Annotated in this window: 12 protein-coding genes and 1 pseudogene; 7 read left to right on the top strand and 6 right to left on the bottom strand. The window is 61.7% G+C overall.

Going from position 1 to position 15,916, the window contains the following annotated elements; translation table 11 throughout:
• The first annotated feature begins 709 nt into the window (after positions 1 to 709).
• The 4 genes from WS70_RS23130 to WS70_RS23115 are packed head-to-tail and all read left to right on the top strand — an operon-like array spanning position 710 to position 5,730.
• Entirely contained in the window at positions 710 to 1,774 is a 1,065-nt protein-coding gene (locus tag WS70_RS23130) for an S-adenosylmethionine:tRNA ribosyltransferase-isomerase (protein WP_059472356.1), read from the top strand.
• 25 nt (positions 1,775 to 1,799) lie between these two features.
• A complete protein-coding gene (locus WS70_RS23125; RefSeq protein ID WP_059598684.1) occupies positions 1,800 to 3,083 on the top strand; it encodes a flavin-containing monooxygenase in 1,284 nt (427 codons plus the stop codon).
• Entirely contained in the window at positions 3,080 to 4,297 is a 1,218-nt protein-coding gene (locus WS70_RS23120) for an NAD(P)/FAD-dependent oxidoreductase (RefSeq protein ID WP_059598685.1), read from the top strand. Before WS70_RS23125 ends, WS70_RS23120 begins: the two co-directional genes overlap by 4 nt.
• A 5-nt stretch (positions 4,298 to 4,302) precedes the next feature.
• Positions 4,303 to 5,730, top strand: a complete 1,428-nt coding sequence (locus tag WS70_RS23115) for a hypothetical protein (protein WP_226382949.1) — start codon at positions 4,303 to 4,305, stop codon at positions 5,728 to 5,730.
• Positions 5,731 to 5,819: 89 nt separating this feature from the next.
• Here WS70_RS23115 and WS70_RS23110 read toward each other — a convergent pair whose 3' ends face one another.
• Together WS70_RS23110 and WS70_RS23105 are read right to left on the bottom strand one after the other, a co-directional pair.
• Entirely contained in the window at positions 5,820 to 7,283 is a 1,464-nt protein-coding gene (locus WS70_RS23110) for a radical SAM protein (protein ID WP_226382948.1), read from the bottom strand.
• A gap of 12 nt (positions 7,284 to 7,295) precedes the next feature.
• Complete coding sequence (locus WS70_RS23105; RefSeq protein WP_226382947.1) at positions 7,296 to 8,768, bottom strand: glycosyltransferase family protein; 1,473 nt, start codon at positions 8,766 to 8,768, stop codon at positions 7,296 to 7,298.
• A gap of 754 nt (positions 8,769 to 9,522) precedes the next feature.
• On the opposite strand from WS70_RS23105, the gene WS70_RS23100 reads away from it, so the two are divergent.
• Together WS70_RS23100 and WS70_RS31815 are read left to right on the top strand one after the other, a co-directional pair.
• Positions 9,523 to 10,353, top strand: coding sequence for a lectin OAA family protein (locus tag WS70_RS23100; protein WP_059472353.1), 831 nt, complete (start codon positions 9,523 to 9,525; stop codon positions 10,351 to 10,353).
• 110 nt (positions 10,354 to 10,463) lie between these two features.
• Positions 10,464 to 10,697: a hypothetical protein gene (locus WS70_RS31815; RefSeq protein WP_159082949.1), complete on the top strand. Its 234-nt coding sequence runs from the start codon at positions 10,464 to 10,466 to the stop codon at positions 10,695 to 10,697.
• Between the two features lie 323 nt (positions 10,698 to 11,020).
• On the opposite strand, the gene WS70_RS23095 is transcribed toward WS70_RS31815, so the two are convergent.
• On the bottom strand, positions 11,021 to 12,157 hold the full coding sequence (locus tag WS70_RS23095; protein WP_418230168.1) for a branched-chain amino acid ABC transporter substrate-binding protein: 1,137 nt from the start codon (positions 12,155 to 12,157) through the stop codon (positions 11,021 to 11,023).
• 145 nt (positions 12,158 to 12,302) lie between these two features.
• Positions 12,303 to 12,740, bottom strand: a complete 438-nt coding sequence (locus tag WS70_RS23090; RefSeq protein WP_059472351.1) for a hotdog fold domain-containing protein — start codon at positions 12,738 to 12,740, stop codon at positions 12,303 to 12,305.
• 116 nt (positions 12,741 to 12,856) lie between these two features.
• Between WS70_RS23090 and WS70_RS23085 the strand changes: the two genes are divergently transcribed.
• On the top strand, positions 12,857 to 13,471 hold the full coding sequence (locus tag WS70_RS23085; protein ID WP_059472350.1) for a TetR/AcrR family transcriptional regulator: 615 nt from the start codon (positions 12,857 to 12,859) through the stop codon (positions 13,469 to 13,471).
• 327 nt (positions 13,472 to 13,798) lie between these two features.
• Here the strand turns inward: WS70_RS23085 and WS70_RS23075 are convergent.
• Together WS70_RS23075 and WS70_RS23070 are read right to left on the bottom strand one after the other, a co-directional pair.
• Positions 13,799 to 15,393: pseudogene (locus WS70_RS23075) on the bottom strand (T6SS phospholipase effector Tle1-like catalytic domain-containing protein).
• 20 nt (positions 15,394 to 15,413) lie between these two features.
• A complete protein-coding gene (locus WS70_RS23070) occupies positions 15,414 to 15,899 on the bottom strand; it encodes a DUF3304 domain-containing protein (RefSeq protein ID WP_082722490.1) in 486 nt (161 codons plus the stop codon).
• Positions 15,900 to 15,916 lie beyond the last annotated feature (17 nt).

Here is a 15,916-nt window from a genome sequence, read left to right as displayed (position 1 = left end):
CCACGGCGAATACGCGCCTATGTCCGCTTCCCATTCACATGGAAGAAAAATCCGCGGACGAGCGTGTAGCGCTCAAGCCGAATCGATCCATCAACTCGCATCGTGATCCCGTATTTCATGGATGTTTCCGCACGTCGGCAATGTTATTTGTGAAGTGGCAACGCGTTTAATTTCACATACGCGCATCGAATCGAACGCACCAGACGGATATCGACGACTATAAAAGAAGGATGCCGCGTCGAAAGCAATAGCGTTTCCGGGCGCATGCTTCGCCGCCGTTCGAACTCGGTTTCGTCAAGCGTGGATCCGAGCTTCTGACCGGCCTCACGCTCCCGGTTCGCCGCAGCGCACCTGTCGGTCCGGATCGGCGGGCGATTGGAAGCCCGCATCGAGCGCCTCTGCGTGCCGGAAGCGAACCGAATGACGGCGACATCATCGGATGCGTAAGAAAACCCCAATGCCGCCGCGCATCGATTTCTTTATCGATTTGAAAACGGATATCGCATGTCCTAGGCTGTAAATGCCCTCGACACTGGGGCATCTGGCCAGCTTCAGCGCCTTTCTTCGGATAGACCTTTGCCGTTGATTCGCCAAATGGTGCCGAAGGCGGCACAACGAGCCGGATTAATTGCCGGTCGTGCGCGTGGCTTACCGAATACTGAGTCATCGGATCCAGTCCTGAAAAATGGACTGCCAAGGACAATAAACGATGAAAACCGACGATTTCGATTTCGGCCTCGATTGGAAAGCCATGCCGACCGATCCCGCCGAATTGCGCGGCAAGCGTCGCGACAGCGGCAAAATGATCGTGCTCGATCGCGCCGCGACCACGATCGAGCATACGATTTTCCCCACCATTTCCGACCATCTTCGGCCGGGCGACCTTCTGGTCTTCAACGACAGCTACATGCTGTCGAACACGTTGTCGTTCCGGCATGGCAACGAGTCCGCGCACGTGATCGTGTACGGTCAGGAGCCCGACGGAACGAGCATCGTCGAACTCAGATCTTCCCAATCGCCGCGGCCCGGCCTCACGTTGACCGCCACGGACGACAGCCAGCTCAGCTGCACCTTGCTCTCTCCGGAGCCGAATCAACTCTGGAGCGCGCGATTCGAACCTGCGGGGAAACTCGTCGGCGTCCTCGATCGCCGCGGATGGCGCTCGGACGAAACGATTCCTCTCAACCCCGTTTACTGGCGCACGCGGCCCGATGCATACCGCGCCGTGTACGCCAGGAAACCCGGCTCGTTGGAAATTCCGTCCGCAGGCCTGCACTTTTCCACCGACGTGTTAAGGCGGCTCGCCGACAAGGGCGTCGAATTCGCTTACGTCACGCTGCATGTCGGAGCAACGGAGATCCTCGCGGTTCGCCATATCGACGAGGACGAGATCGAGCAGCACAAGGTCAGGCCGGAGTACTTCGAAGTCGGAGCCGAGGCCGCCGAGCAAATCAACCGGGCGCGAGCGGAGAAGCGCCGCATCATCGCGATCGGCACCACAGCCATGCGAACGCTGGAGTCGCTTGCGGCTCATGGCGAGCCGGGCGCCGCCTTCCGGGCCCAGGCGGGATGGACCGAACTCTATATCTATCCCGGATTCGAGTTCAAGATCGCGAACGGGCTGCTCACGAACCTCCATCGGCCGCGATCCAGCCACATCGTCCTGACCGCGGCCTTCGCGGGCAAGGCTCTCCTCATGCGCGGCTACGCGGAGATTCTCGAGATGGGGGGATACGAATTCGACATGTTCGGCGACAGCATGCTGATCCTGTAACGGCATGGCGCCGTCGACGAGTGCCATGGAACGAGACAAACGCATCGACACCGTCGTGATCGGCGCCGGTCATGCGGGGCTTTGCATGAGCTACGTCCTGCAGCGCGAGGGACGCGAGCACGTGGTGCTGGAGAAAGCGCGCGCGCTCGAACAATGGCGATCGGCGCGATGGGATTCGTTCAGAATCAATTCTCCGCTCGCCTATTCGAGGTTGATGGGACAGATCGATGGACTTCCCGGCATCCGGCGAAGCATCCCGCTCGAAGAGATGGTACGGATGTGGGACGCATGCATCGCGCAGAGGCGCTTTCCCATCCGTGAGCGCTGCCGGGTCGGCTCGGTCGAGCGGATCGAAGGCGGACGCTTCCGGGTCCACGTCGAAGGCGACGATGGCCCGCGACGTTACGACGCGCTGAACGTCGTCGCCGCGCCGGGCAATTACCAGCTCGTGAGAATTCCCGACTTCGCACGGCATCTGCGCACCGAAGTGCAGCAACTCCACGTCGGGACATATACGAACCCGTCGGCCGTGCAGGACGGCCCCGTGCTGGTGGTCGGCGGCGGTCAAACGGGCGTGCAGCTCAGCGAAGAATTGGCGACGGCCGGCCGCAGCGTGTACTTGGCAACGTCGAGAGTCAAGGGAACCCCGCGCAGCTACCGCGGCGAGGACATCATGTTCTGGCTGGACCGAATCGGGTTCCTGAGCGCCCCGAAGAGCGCGTTCGCGCATCCTGCCGAACAACCCGATCAAATGCCCATCGTCGGCCACGATCATCCGATTTCTCACCATTCATTGGCTCGGCTCGGCGTTCAACTGCTGGGGCGCCTGAGCGGCATCTCGCCAGACGGCGCGGTTGCGACGTTCGACGAGGATCTCCACGCCAACATTGCATTTGCATCGCAAGGCTACCAGGCGCTGATCGATCGCATCGAGAACTGGATCGCAAACCGGGACGCAAACGCGCACACGCGGTATCCGCCGCCGACAGCCGAGCCGGCGTGGCAACCGTATCCCCCGCTTCTCGCGTCTACCCCACCCACGAGCGTGACGCTGCGCGAGCATGGCATCCGTGCCGTCGTGTGGGCCACGGGCTGGCGCGCCGACTTGAGCTGGCTGCGGATCGACGAAGTTCGCCGGGCGCTGGATTCTCGCGGACTTCCGGCTTCCTGCGAAACCCCCGTCGACGGTTTCTATTGGCTGGGCTTCCACGGCCTTCGGACGCAGTCCTCGGGAACGGTGGCCGGATTCCACCTCGACGCGCCCTATATTGCCGCCCGGCTGCGATGCCGCGCCGAAACGCGATCATGATGCGCCACTACGAGCACGCAGTCGTCGGCAAGGGGCTCATCGGAGCCGCGACGCTGCGCTACCTCAGCGTCGCGTCCGAAAGCGTCGCGGCCATCGGTCCCGACGAGCCCCGGGATGGGCGCGCACATCGAGGCCTCTTCTCCAGCCATCACGACGCGGGGCGGATTGCGACGCGGCTTTCTCGCGATCACGTCTGGGCAAGACTCGTCCATCGATCGATGGACGAGTACGCCCGTCTGGAACAGGTTGGCGGAGCGCGGTCCTACCGGCCGCTCGGCATGCTCTATGTGGCGCCGCTGGATGACCCGATCATGCAAGAGCGAGTCCGGCTCGCGCGCAGCCTGAAGGTGGACCACGTCGAACTCGCAAGCGCGGCGTGCGCCGGGCGACTATCGCCGCTCCGCTTTCCCGCTGGCTTTCACGGCCTGCTCGAGCACGCGCCGGCCGGAATCTTCGGTCCGCTCGCGTTGCGGCACAACCACTTGACGATAGCCAAAGCCAACGGCGCGAGCGTCATTTGCGCCATCGTCACGGCAATCCGCAGGCGCGCCGCACACTGGGAGTTGAACACGGCCTGCGGCCGACGCTACACCGCGAACAAGGTGCTGGTCAGCGCCGGCGCGTACTCCAACTGCTTCGATCTCCTGCCTCGCAAGCTCGATTTGCGCGTCAAGTCGGAGCACACAGTCCTCCTTCAGGTTTCCGGAGCCGAATCGGAGCGACTTCGAGCACTGCCGCCGATTAGCTACCGGATCGATTCGCGTTCGATTTCCGACGTCTATGTCGTCCCGCCGATGCTTTATCCGGACGGCAATCATTACCTCAAGCTCGGCGCCAACACGGACGCGGACATGATCCTGCCGAGCTTCGATGCGATTCAGCAATGGATGATCTCCGGCTCCGACGAGCCGCGATCGGACATACGCGAGGCCATGTTTCATCTGCTGCCCGATCTCGACTTGCTTTCGGCTCGCGCAAAGCGCTGCCTCGTCACCTACAGCGCGCACGGCAAGCCCTATATCGACGAGTTGGACGACGGGTTGTTCGTCGCGACGGCAGGCAACGGTGCGGCTGCCGCGTGTTCGGACACGCTCGGACGCCTGGCCGCGGATCTCATGACAGGCCGCCCTTGGCCCGCCGGATTCGAGCGTCGCGACTTTCAGCGGCGGTTTGCGGATTCGCGCGCGAGCCAGACCGCAAAAAATCGAGGATAGACCCGATGAGCGACTCGACGATCAGCAAGAAAAGGCGCTGGCCGGCCCGAAACGTGGCGATTGCAGCAAGCCACGAACTGTTCTCTTCGCCCGAGGAGGCCCTTCGCGAGACGATCCGGGATCGCCTTCAACGCCGCATCGAAATCCTCACTCAACACCGCCTTGGCCGCAAATGGTGTCCGTACGCGATCGAGAGTACGCGCTTGAACAGATCGATCGAAAGCGGCGTCGACGACGTCAAGTTCCTTTACCCGGTGCTCGACAACATTCCGGTCGTGGTCCTGCCGCTGCTCAATTTCGCGCGCGCCGGAATCCGCATCTGCCTCTATGCGCCGCCCGAGGTCTGCCGTGTGGCGGAAGTCGTGCGCGATTACGTTGCTCAGATAGGCTGGATCCGCGATACATGCGATCTGATCACAGTGCAAGAGGACAAGAGCCGCATCTCTTTCTTCGATTCGTTCAAGCGCAGCACGGCCCCGCTTATCGCCGCCGACGCGGACGATGCGATCGTCTGGACAGCGGCCGATCTCGTCCTCGCGTACGACGTCTGGCCCTGGCTGCTCGAGCGCGATATCCACGACCATGACATCGTCGTCAACATGATCGCTCGCGAGTTGATCTTCCCGCCCGGGACCAACGAGTTCCTGCGGCTGGAATACTTCGACAGCCTGTTGCCCGTGGGGCAGACTCGCAGCCGCGAAGTCAGACAGCCCGACATGCTCGTGTTCACGCAGCGAGGACGGGACGGACTGGCGAACCTGGACCGTATCCGCGGCCGGCCGGAGGCGGAACTCCTCGGCATTTTCCTGAAGACATCGTGGCGCGGCCTGCTGAGCCGCAAGGCCGGCTCGGTGCTGCGTGCGATCCATTACGGCATCAAGCGCAAACGGTATTCGCTCCGGCCCGGCGACGGCATCTCGCAGACGCACGCAAGCGCCTTCGCGTCGGTTTTCTTCGGCGTGGATACGCTGGTCAAGGGCGAATGTGCGGATCCATTCATCGTCAAGGATGCAGACGGCTTCGAAGAGATATTCGGCTACTATCGCACTCTGCTCCAGGGCGTCGTCGAAGCCGCAACGACCAAGGAAGAAGGCTACCGAAAGCTCGAAGCGTATTACCCGCACGCGGAGCATCTCTTTCGCCTGTCGAGCCGCCTGGCCCCTCTTTGGTCCGAGATCCCCCTCTGGCGGCGGTGGCCGGAGTTCATCTGTGACAAGACATCGACCTACAACACTCGGCTCAAAATGGCGTTCAAGGAAGCTGGAGTCGACGACTCGACGATGCCGATCCCCGAGTACTTCACGCGCGAAGGTGAATTCATCTTTCACCCTCCGCCTCGGCATTCGAGCATTCCCGGCTCGCTCGCGTTCCTCGCCGAAGTCTATCGACCGCGCTACGAACAAGGCCGCCGGCAATGGCTCCAGGCCCGATGATCCCGCAATGCCGTCCGACGGCCGGAGCATCGGGTCGGGTCGAGCCGTTGCGCTCCCCGAGCCGCCTCCGGGGCCGCCGGGCAAACTGCTCAGCGTATTTCCGTGTTGACGATGGCCTCGACCAGCGTCTTGCCGACGCTGGTGAGCTCGACCGTCTCTTCGTCGGGTCGCATCGCCGCGAGCCCGCGCCGCTCCAGGCTTTGAAACACCGGCTTCCATCGCTGATCGAAGAGAGAGCCGCCGGCGAACCTGGCCCGATGCAAATCGTCTCGAAGCGGCTGACACGTAGTGAGCGCGCGGCGCATCGAGCTCGCGATCTCCTCGTCCGGGCTCATTTCCAGCAGTTCGAGCGGCAATTCCCCGCTGGCAATCGCATCGAGATACTCTCCCGGCCGCGTCGCGACATTGGCGGAGCAACGCCGAGTCGCGGAACTGGCTCCCAACCCGATTCCGACTTCGACGAACTGCTTGTCCTGGTCGAGGACGAGCGACTTCCACCGTCCGCATCCGGTTTCCGGCTTCTGGAAGTACATCGTCGGATACTCGAAGCGTCCGGCGTCCTCCAGCAACGCGACTGCCGCTTCGCGCATTTGATACTGCTCTCCCAGGCTCGGCCAGCGATGGCCCTCTCGTGACGCGCGCGCCCTGCTCGCCGGACTCTGCCACCTGGCGGAAACACCTGCGATGGCGGTCCCGGTTTCGCCGAACGGACGCAGGTGCAGCTTCGTCATCACGACCGTGCTGTAACCCAGCTCCAGCATCTGCCGAACGTCGCGACAAAATCCCTCGACACGCTGATCCAGCAATCCATAGATCAGATCGCCATCCACCCGCTCGAAGCCCGACAGGAAGGCGCGGCGAACCACCGTCCGGGCTTCGTCGGACGTGTGCTCCCGCCCGGCGAGCGCAACCAGACGATCGTCGAAAGACTGAATGCCATAAGTGATCTTTCGGCATCCTTTTTTATGGAGAAGCGCGAGCTTGTCGCTCGAGAGACTGTCGGGACTGCCTTCGATGCGAATGGTGGTGTCGGCGTTGAACCCGAAATTCGACCGGTAGAAATCCAGGAGCTCGGCCAGCAATTCGTCGGGCAAAAGCGTGGGCGTTCCGCCGAACAGGCAAAACTCTCCGACCGGCGCGTCCCGCAACGCCGGCACGAGCGCCAACCACAACCTGGCCTCGGCAATGTTCAGATCGACCCAGTTTCGAGCCTGCTCGCGAAACGCCGCCTCATCGTGCTTGCGCATGACGATGGGAAATTGACAGAAGTAGCAATGGTATTTGCAGAGTGGAATCGTCGCCCATAAAAAATAAGGATTTTGCCCTTCCAGTTCAGCCTGAAGACTCTGAAGAAACCGTTCCCGGGAACACTCCCTTGTGCCCGGAAATACGTGCGAGCCAAACGGGTCGCGCACGACGTATCGAAGAAGATGATCGTTCTCGGGCCTGCACAACACGTCCGCTGCCCGCGGCCGAGGATAATCCTCGTCGACGAGCAACAGGCTCTCGCGAGCGCTCACGCGCTCTAGCATCCGAATAGGCGAGCTGGACATTGAGGGCACCTCCTAGACACTGACTGCACCGTGCATCGCCTCGGATGGCGCCGTCTCGAGTGCGCCGGGCAGGCATGCGCGAAGCCGGCGCTGCAAGAACTCCAGGGAAAAGTGTTTTCTCCCGAGCTCGAAGTTGAAACGTGCCCATCGTTCCCGCCGTCGTTCATCGAGAAGGAGTTCGAGCACCGCTTGCACGTAGGCGTGATCGGGCATTTCGTCCCAATCCTTTCGCGTGCGCAAAAGAAGACTCTTGAAACCCTTCTCCCCGTATACCTCTTCGTACATTTCGTAGGTGCTGCTAATGAATGGGCGTTTTTGAGCACTCGCCTCGGCGGGAGGATTGCCAAAGCCTTCGTAATCGTACGAGGTCAGAAACGAACTCAAATCGGCGTGCGCGAGGAGGTCGCCGACGGAATACCGGGTCTCCCGCGATGCACGATTCGAGGGGCGGCATAGCGCGGAGCACGGCAGCAGCCCGTTTCCATAGATAACGTGATCGTCGACTCCCAGTTCGATCGCCATGCGGGACAGCCGGCGACGCTCTTCCTCGTGTTCGTCGGTAGGCCCGGTCACGAAGAGATAGACAGGCCGCTGACCGCCTGACGAACGCATCGATTTCTGCAGCGCATGCAAAAGAAAGACGTCTCTATCGAGCCTTTTTTGCGGAATGACCCGGGTACACCGAGCGATCAGCAGCGCATCGGCGGGAATGCCGTAGCGAGAGCGAAAATGTCGATTGCCGTCGTCGATTGCGACTTCCGCGAACCGAAAGCAGTTTGGCAGTACGGTCGCATCCACGTGCGGCGCCCACTGGTTGAGCTGCTTTCTCGCGGTGTTCGTGAGGGTCACGTATCGGATGTACTTCGAGACAGACGGCTTCGGAATGCCTTCGAACGGAGGCCCTCCGTATTTGGCGCTTTCGCTGAACCACATCAGGTCGTGGTCCCGCCAGAGCACGAACGGACCCTTGCGCCTTTCACGTCCGTACTGCTCGATTGCGACACGCAAAGCCTCGGAAAACAGCAGATTCTCCGGCAGGGACCCGTTCTCCACGACGACGACCGAAACGTCCAGACGTCGCCAGGTGTCCACAATCGACGCGGCAATCCGAGGAACGATGCTGCCGTCGAGGCATCTGCGTATTCGCTCGCCGTCACGCTCCCGGAGTTGCTCCAGCATTTCCGTGACCAAACGCTGCGTGTATCCCCTGACAGCGGCGAGACCCTGAATGCGCACCAACGTCAACCAGTCGGGCAACGCATCGGCTTCGTTCACGTAAGGTCGAAAGAAATCGCCTTTATCGCTCCTGATGTCATAGCCGAGATCGAGATATATTCGATAGCCATGCCCGTTGAAAATCGACGCAACTTTTAGAAACTCCTCCGTGATGCCGGAAGCAAGCACCCCGTCCATTGAAATCCCAAACAGAACGTTCTTTCGATGAGCGACTTGCGGATCATCTTGAACGGCGCTGGCTGAATTCATTTGGTATCCCACCCATCGTTTTTGAAGTATGCGAAAGTCGCTCCAGCGGATGATGCAGATTGCCGGCCGCACGCACATACCAGAAAAAGTTCGGTGCCGAGATTGATGCGCCGCTACGAACACGCCCGGCTCAGGCGTTGAATCCCGTGACGTCGAGACTCCACCACCCCAAATGTCTGCGCCCTGCCCGATTTCACGCGGCGAGTCCCGCCGATTCACGGGGCCTCGGTCATGCTGTGTCGTGCAGCGCGCCGATCTGAGAAGCACCGATACCGCCCCGAAAGATCACGCGCGGACCCCGGTGAAATGATTGAAGTCTAGGCGATCGCTCAAGGGCGGGAGCCTGACAGTATTGGTAGGTGTCTGCGCGGACGATGACCTGCCCCGCGTTCGGTACGGCAACAGCACAGCGCCCGTTCCCGAGTCGCCGCGCCATCGCAAAATCAGCGGCTTACCTACGGGTTCTGGTAGTTGTGATGGATTCGGATCTGAACTATTTTTTTTGAGAATGAGTCGCAGCGTCGATCGCCTGCGAGAAACAAATCGGCTCGTTATGCAGGCAATCGTGGTCACTCGTTTGATCGGCCATGCAATCGCAAAACACGTCTTTGCCTTGTCCAAATTCGATCATGCTGCTTGGGCATTCGCTTTCTGGAACAGGATGACGGGCGCGGCAATGAAAATCAAAGTGCAAGGCCGTTCTCCGTACGTGGGTTGAACTCCCACGCTACCCGTACCATCACCGGAGATAAAAATGGCAAAGACCAGCAAGGGCTTCAACAATCTGCAGCACGTGCAGAATCAATGGGGTGGCTCGTCGGCACCGTGGCATGAAGGCGGCATGTGGGTGCTCGGATGCCGTTCCGGTCAGAACGTCGTGGCGCTCAGCATCAAGTCCGGAGACGGTGGGAGGACCCTGACCGGCACGATGACCTACGTCGGAGAAGGTCCGATCGGCTTCAGGGCGACGCTCACGCAAAGCAACACATACGCGGTCGAAAATCAATGGGGCGGAAGCTCGGCCCCCTGGCATCCGGGCGGCACGTGGATCATCGGCTGCCGCGTCAATCAGAACGTGGTGGCGCTCGACATCGAATCCGGCGACCAGGGCGCCACGCTCGCGGGAACGATGACGTACGCGGGCGAAGGCCCGATCGGTTTCAAGAGCCAGCAGGCCGACGGTGGCGTCTACGCGGTCGAGAATCAATGGGGCGGTTCGTCGGCCCCCTGGCACAACGGCGGCGTGTGGGTGATCGGCGCGCGCGATCAGGCCGTTGTCTCGGTGAGCATCGGCTCCACGGACAGCGGCAAGACGCTGAACGGGAACATGACCTATGCCGGCGAGGGGCCGATCGGCTTCAAGGGGAATTCGGTCGCGGGCAACAACTACGCGGTCGAAAATCAGTGGGGTGGAACGTCTGCTCCGTGGCATCCGGGCGGCACCTGGCTGCTCGGCTGCCGCTCAGGCCAAAACGTCGTGGAGCTCTACATCACCTCTGGCGACAACGGCAACACGTTCCATGGCAGCATGACCTACAGCGGCGAAGGCCCGATCGGCTTCCGCGCGACGGCATTGCCGCAATAACGTCGGCTAGGCTCGAGAAAACGCCACGCCAATCGTCCCGGTCGCCGCATGCGCGTTGCAATTCGCGGATGCGGCGGCACGCCATGCCGCCGCGCAGATGACAGGGCTTCATGGACGCGGACAGCGATCAATACGTTTCGCAGCCTCCGTCGGAACCCGGCATCGAAGCCTATGTCGCGCGATTCGCCGCCAATGACGGCACCGTCGACATTTACTACGGTTATTACCCTCGCCACTACGCCGCTACAATTGATCGGCCAAAGCACATCGCGCCGGAGCATCGGGGTGATCGCGCTTTCGACAATACACATTCCGGGTTTTCAAATACGTCTCCAAACGCCTGAAAGTCGCCGGAAGAGGAAAATTGCCGATCGGCACGCCACTGCCGCAGGCAATTCGCCGCCCGGCGGCAGCCGGCAAGTTCATGAACGGCGAGACTACCCCGAATTTCGCAGTCGCGATGCGCGCGACGCCTGCAAGGCAGACAGCCGCACGGCGTCGAGCGAATGCGCGCGCTTCTCGGCGACGGCCTCGGTCGGAATGGTGGCGTCTCGACAACGCGATATCCTTCCTCCCGCCGGACGAAAAACGAGACGGGCGGACGCCGCATCCGGCGCCCGCCCGTCTTTTCAATCGGCACATCCGGCGGCAAGCTCCGCCGCGCCGCTTACATCGTGACCTGATCGAGGAAGGTCTTCTTGCCGCCCTTGAAGTCGTACAGGGAAATCACGCCGTGCTTCAGGTCGCCCTTCGAATCGAAGATCGTCGTACCGATCACGCCCGTGTAGTTCGTCTTCGGCATCGCCGCGAGGATCTTCGCCGGATCGGTCGAGTTCGCGCGCTTCATCGCGTCGACGACGATGTACACCGCGTCGTACGTGAACGGCGCGTCGAAGCGGATCGGCTGGTTGAAGCGCTTCTCGTACTTCGCCTGGAACGCCGCGCCGCCCGGCATCTTCTCGAGCGCCGCGCCCGCCTGCGAGCACACGACGTTGTCGGCCGCCGCGCCCGCGAGCGCGGGCAACTGCTCGGTGCACACGCCGTCGCCCGAGAAGATCTTCGCGCGCAGGCCGAGCTGCTTCGCCTGCTTCGCGAACGGGCCGCCCGTCGCGTCCATGCCGCCGTACATGATCGCGTCCGGATTCGTGCCCTTGATCTTCGTCAGGATCGCGCGGAAGTCGACCGCCTTGTCGTTCGTCGCGTCGTGCGACAGCACCTTCAGGCCGAGCGCCTTCGCCTTCTTCTCGAATTCGTTCGCGAGGCCCTGGCCGTACGCGGTCGAATCGTCGACGACTGCGACCGTCTTGATTCCCTTCTGCTTCGCGTAATCGGCGAGCGCCGGGCCTTGCTGCGCGTCGGTCGCGACGACCCGGTAGGTCGTCTTGAAACCTTGCTGCGTATAAGCCGGGTTCGTCGCCGACGGCGAGATCTGCAGGATGCCGGCGTCGCTGTAGATCTTCGACGCGGGGATCGACGTGCCCGAATTCAGGTGGCCGATGACCGCGACGACCTTGCCGTCGACGAGCTTCTGCGCGACCTGCGTCGCGGTGCGCGGATCGGCTGCGTCGTCTTGCGCGTCGAGCTGCAGCGTGATCTTCTGGCCGCCGATCGTGAGGCCCTTCGCATTGATCTCCTCGACCGCGAGACGCGCGCCGTTCTCGTTGTCCTTGCCGAGGTGGGCGATGCCGCCCGTCAGTGGCTCGGCGCTGCCGATCTTGACGACCTGGTCGGCCGCCGCATGCGTCGCGGCCGCCGCCGCGAGCATCGCAGCCGCGCTGATCGGCAACAGTTTGCGGATTTTCATTTTCACTGCAGTCTCCTTGTTGGACGGACGTTGATCATATGATCAGATCATAGCCGGTCAAAATTCGCTGCAGCGAGACGCGCATGCGCGCCTTCGCGTCGCCGGCGCAGGTGCCGCCTTCCCCGGCGGCGACTGCGCGGCGGCCTCAAGCCTTGATGTTCATCGTGATCCGCGCGGTGAACACCGTCTTGCCTTCGGCGTCGGTCACTTCGACCGGCACGATCTTGTCGCCTTCGCTTTGCCAGTCGACGGCCGAGCCGTCGGCGACCGCCGTCACGTCCGTCTTCGCCTTCGCGAGGTATTCGACGGTCATGCCTTTCGGAATCCAGCGCAGGCCGTCCGGAATCGACACCTGGGTCATCAGCCCCGCGACCAGCTCGGCCGCGTTGCACAGCGCGATCGCGTGGACCGTGCCGAGATGATTGGTGATTTCACGCCGGAAGCCGACTTTCGCCTCCGCTCGACCGGGCTGCAGCTCGACGACCTGCGGCTCGATCGTGCCGAAGAACGGCGCCATCTGACAGACCATCTTGCTGAATTGCGCGGCCCCGGCCGCCTTGAACATCTCGAGAACCTGACTCATGTTGTCTCCCGTTTCGATGAAAACAGAACAATGTTCTGCAACAGAAGATTATTCTGTTTGATTGGCAAGCGTCAAGGTACTATTGCGTGACTCCAGTTTTTCGTTCGCGATCCCGCTTGCCTACCTTCGACATCCTGACGCGGCAGTTTCCCGGCCGCCGCGCGCACCTGAAGCGCACGATCCTCGCGACCGCGCTCGCCTGCTTCAACGATCACGGGCTCGAGCCCACGACGATCGAGATGATCCGCGAGCGCTGCGACACCAGCGTCGGCAACATCTATCACCACTTCGGCAACAAGGACGGCCTGATCGCCGCGCTCTTCCTGTGTGCGATCGAAGACCAGGCGCAATTGCTCGCCGACTACATCGGGCGCGCGACGACCGCGCGGGAGGGCGTCGCCGCGCTCGTCCACAGCTATGTCGACTGGGTCAGCGCTCAGCCCGAATTCGCACGCTTCCAGTTCATGGCGCGCACGGCCGTCGCCTCGGGGCCGCGCGCCGACGAGCTGGCGGAAAAGAACCGTGCGCGCAATCGCCGCGTCATCGGCTGGTTCGCGCACGCGCAAGGGCGCGACGAGATGGCGCAATGGCCGACGGAACTGCTGCCGTCGCTCATCGTCGGCCAATCGGAAAACTACTGTCGCGCGTGGCTAAACGGCCGGGTCAAGTCGCCGCCCGCCAAATATCGGGAAGCGCTCGCGATCGCGGCGTGGCGATCGGTTTCGAAGTGAGGGACCGGCCGCGGGCGGGCAGTCGCCCGGAAACGCACCGAGCACCGGATCGCCCGGCCGCTCGGCGCGAGGCAGCGTCGGACTCGCCCCTCCAGGCGCGCGCCGGCGGAGCGAACCGAAGCGACGGCGCGGCACTCAACGTACCGGCCGTCAATTCATTGGCCGCCGTCCGGGCCACGACATCGCCGTGCCGCCGCCGACCGGTTTCTCGACGCACACCGCGCACCAGCTGATCCTGACGAAGCTCGGCGCGCAACAGCAGACGCCGCCATATAAACCCCGAGCTGGTGTATTTTTGGCAGGCCGATGATCCGCGCCCCGCCGTCCCTACGCCACGGCTAAATCTCCCGCATTCATCGGTTCATTCTCCGCGAGATAGCGCCTCTGGTCACACCAGATCCCCCGCTGATCCCATAGCGCACAGGGCCACGACGTGAATGCAGCAACCGAATCGTGAGCGTATTCCGCCAGCAGTTGATCGACGACCAGCAAAGGCGGCTCCTGCTCGTCCCACGCCGACAGGATCATTTTTTCGTATGGAGTCAGTTCGCGCGGCGTCGGCGGATAGCTATGCGGCCCCGGGCGGCGTTCGACAGGATTGCGCAGGAACTCGATATGCCGCTCCAGCCGCCGCTGCTCGCCCAACAGTTGTCTGGCTTGCTCTTCGGGATCCTTCGGAACGTCATAGACCCATTCGTTCGGCTGGCACGGCGGGTGGTCAGCGTCGGTTCCGGCCGACACGGCCGCGCAAAACGATGCGCCCACTTTCTGATAGAGCTGCCCCAATACGCGGTCGTCCGCACGGTTGCGAGCAAGGATGCTGCGCCACCGGAAGTTCAGGTAACGGTGCGGTTGGATCAGCGCTTCGAGCGTGTCGCCGGATGCGGACGGCAGGGCAGCCATATACTCGGTGTACAGCCCCGCAATTCGGGCATCATCGGGCAGATCGAAATCCTTCCTGATGTTCCTTGGCATCTGATCGATAGGGATCATCGGCACGCGGGCCTTTAACGCCTCCGCAAACATATGCCTCAACGGAATCAACGAAAGATCGTGAACGCGTCCCTGCTCCTCAGGCCCGTAACCACCGCCGACATCGGAATGCACGCCCGGATACACGACTTCCTCACAGTTACCCTGGTAGGACTTATCGACACGAACCGAATCGAGCGAAAATGCGCGTCGAACTTCGTGCGCCGAAGCATAGTGCACGCATCGCTCTACTTCGGCCGGTATCGCCAATTCCGACGCCCAATCGAGATGCAGAGCGGGACCGCCGACCGAGGCGACCGTATCAAAAATGCCCATGAAGGTAATACGTAACAGCACGCGCACGCCGCTCGGGGCTGCCCACTACAGCTTGCCCCCGCCCTTCACGCATTTTTGTTCAATTAATCGACGAGCAAATGCGCGCGCTTCCGTCGCACCCCGAGAAAAGCCGAAGATCGCGACAGTAACTGCGCGCATGTGCTTCCATGAGCCCGGCCCCCATTTAACTTCCAGCAATCGAGAAAATTCCGCGAGGGCAAACTTAATACGAAGCTCACACCGCCCGCGCCGAGTCCAAGCCCAAGCACCCCGCCTTCATCGTCTTTCAGATGATCGGTGTAGCCAGCTACCTTGACGAATTTGAATGGCGTCCCCACACCAGAAAGATAGATGGACCTCGCGTCTTCTTGGATGGAATCTTTTGCCGCTCGAAATAATTTGACGACATTCGAGTGCTTGTTCTGCGGCAAGTCTCGTTCCATGTTGTTGTTCGTACCGTCGAAAAAGAACGACAGTGCGGGGTAAAGACGGCACGCAATTTTTTCTGCCTGATTTTCGGGGCATTGCAAAAGGATACGTTCCGTTACGCCGTCGATTGCTGCTTGTTTGAGTGCTTCGTTGGTAATTGGCGCGCCCGCTTGTCGAACCGTCATGAATCTCTCCCCTTGTGTAGTTATTTCGCCATGCACCCCGATCGACTGGGCGAAAAAGCCAAAGCAGCGGTATTGCGATCTCGTAAAATGACACACAGGTAGGCGTCCGCCTTGTGCCAGTCGGAATCTTGATGCGGACCGCCGGGCGGAAAGTTCGCCTGAACACTGCGCTTTTCTTCAGGTACTGTTACGGCCTTGGTTTTCGGGTCTTCGACGGCGTCCCAAGTCCAAGTCACTGTGACCGGCTTACTCCAGTCTTTCATGCCAGGGAAACAGCATGCCGCCTTCGCGCCCCCTCCCCGAGGGCTCACATCCCCCGCCCAATACTTCTCTACAAAGATGTTCACTGCCCAGCGATCGGTATGATTGGCTGGCACCATCGCAAGCGCCGGCCCTTCCCCGGCAAACGGATCATCGGGAAGGATGTCGGAACCGGCGCAAGCGGTCAGTGTAAAGACAGCAAAGCCCGCCGCGAAAGCTATACGCCGGAATGTGGCAAAGGTCATCTTGTGCGTCCTTCTTG

The organism is Burkholderia mayonis (genome assembly GCF_001523745.2).
Taxonomy (GTDB): domain Bacteria; phylum Pseudomonadota; class Gammaproteobacteria; order Burkholderiales; family Burkholderiaceae; genus Burkholderia; species Burkholderia mayonis.
Note: the sequence above shows the minus strand (reverse complement) of the source record. Positions and strands in the feature narration are given on the sequence as shown.

Excerpts from the sequence above, each read along its gene's own strand:
- WS70_RS23130 (WP_059472356.1), top strand. The coding sequence starts at position 710 with ATGAAAACCGACGATTTCGATTTCGGCCTCGATTGGAAAGCCATGCCG.
- WS70_RS23125 (WP_059598684.1), top strand. The coding sequence starts at position 1,800 with ATGGAACGAGACAAACGCATCGACACCGTCGTGATCGGCGCCGGTCAT.
- WS70_RS23120 (WP_059598685.1), top strand. The coding sequence starts at position 3,080 with ATGATGCGCCACTACGAGCACGCAGTCGTCGGCAAGGGGCTCATCGGA.
- WS70_RS23115 (WP_226382949.1), top strand. The coding sequence starts at position 4,303 with ATGAGCGACTCGACGATCAGCAAGAAAAGGCGCTGGCCGGCCCGAAAC.
- WS70_RS23110 (WP_226382948.1), bottom strand. The coding sequence starts at position 7,283 with ATGTCCAGCTCGCCTATTCGGATGCTAGAGCGCGTGAGCGCTCGCGAG.
- WS70_RS23105 (WP_226382947.1), bottom strand. The coding sequence starts at position 8,768 with ATGAATTCAGCCAGCGCCGTTCAAGATGATCCGCAAGTCGCTCATCGA.
- WS70_RS23100 (WP_059472353.1), top strand. The coding sequence starts at position 9,523 with ATGGCAAAGACCAGCAAGGGCTTCAACAATCTGCAGCACGTGCAGAAT.
- WS70_RS31815 (WP_159082949.1), top strand. The coding sequence starts at position 10,464 with ATGGACGCGGACAGCGATCAATACGTTTCGCAGCCTCCGTCGGAACCC.
- WS70_RS23095 (WP_418230168.1), bottom strand. The coding sequence starts at position 12,157 with ATGAAAATCCGCAAACTGTTGCCGATCAGCGCGGCTGCGATGCTCGCG.
- WS70_RS23090 (WP_059472351.1), bottom strand. The coding sequence starts at position 12,740 with ATGAGTCAGGTTCTCGAGATGTTCAAGGCGGCCGGGGCCGCGCAATTC.
- WS70_RS23070 (WP_082722490.1), bottom strand. The coding sequence starts at position 15,899 with ATGACCTTTGCCACATTCCGGCGTATAGCTTTCGCGGCGGGCTTTGCT.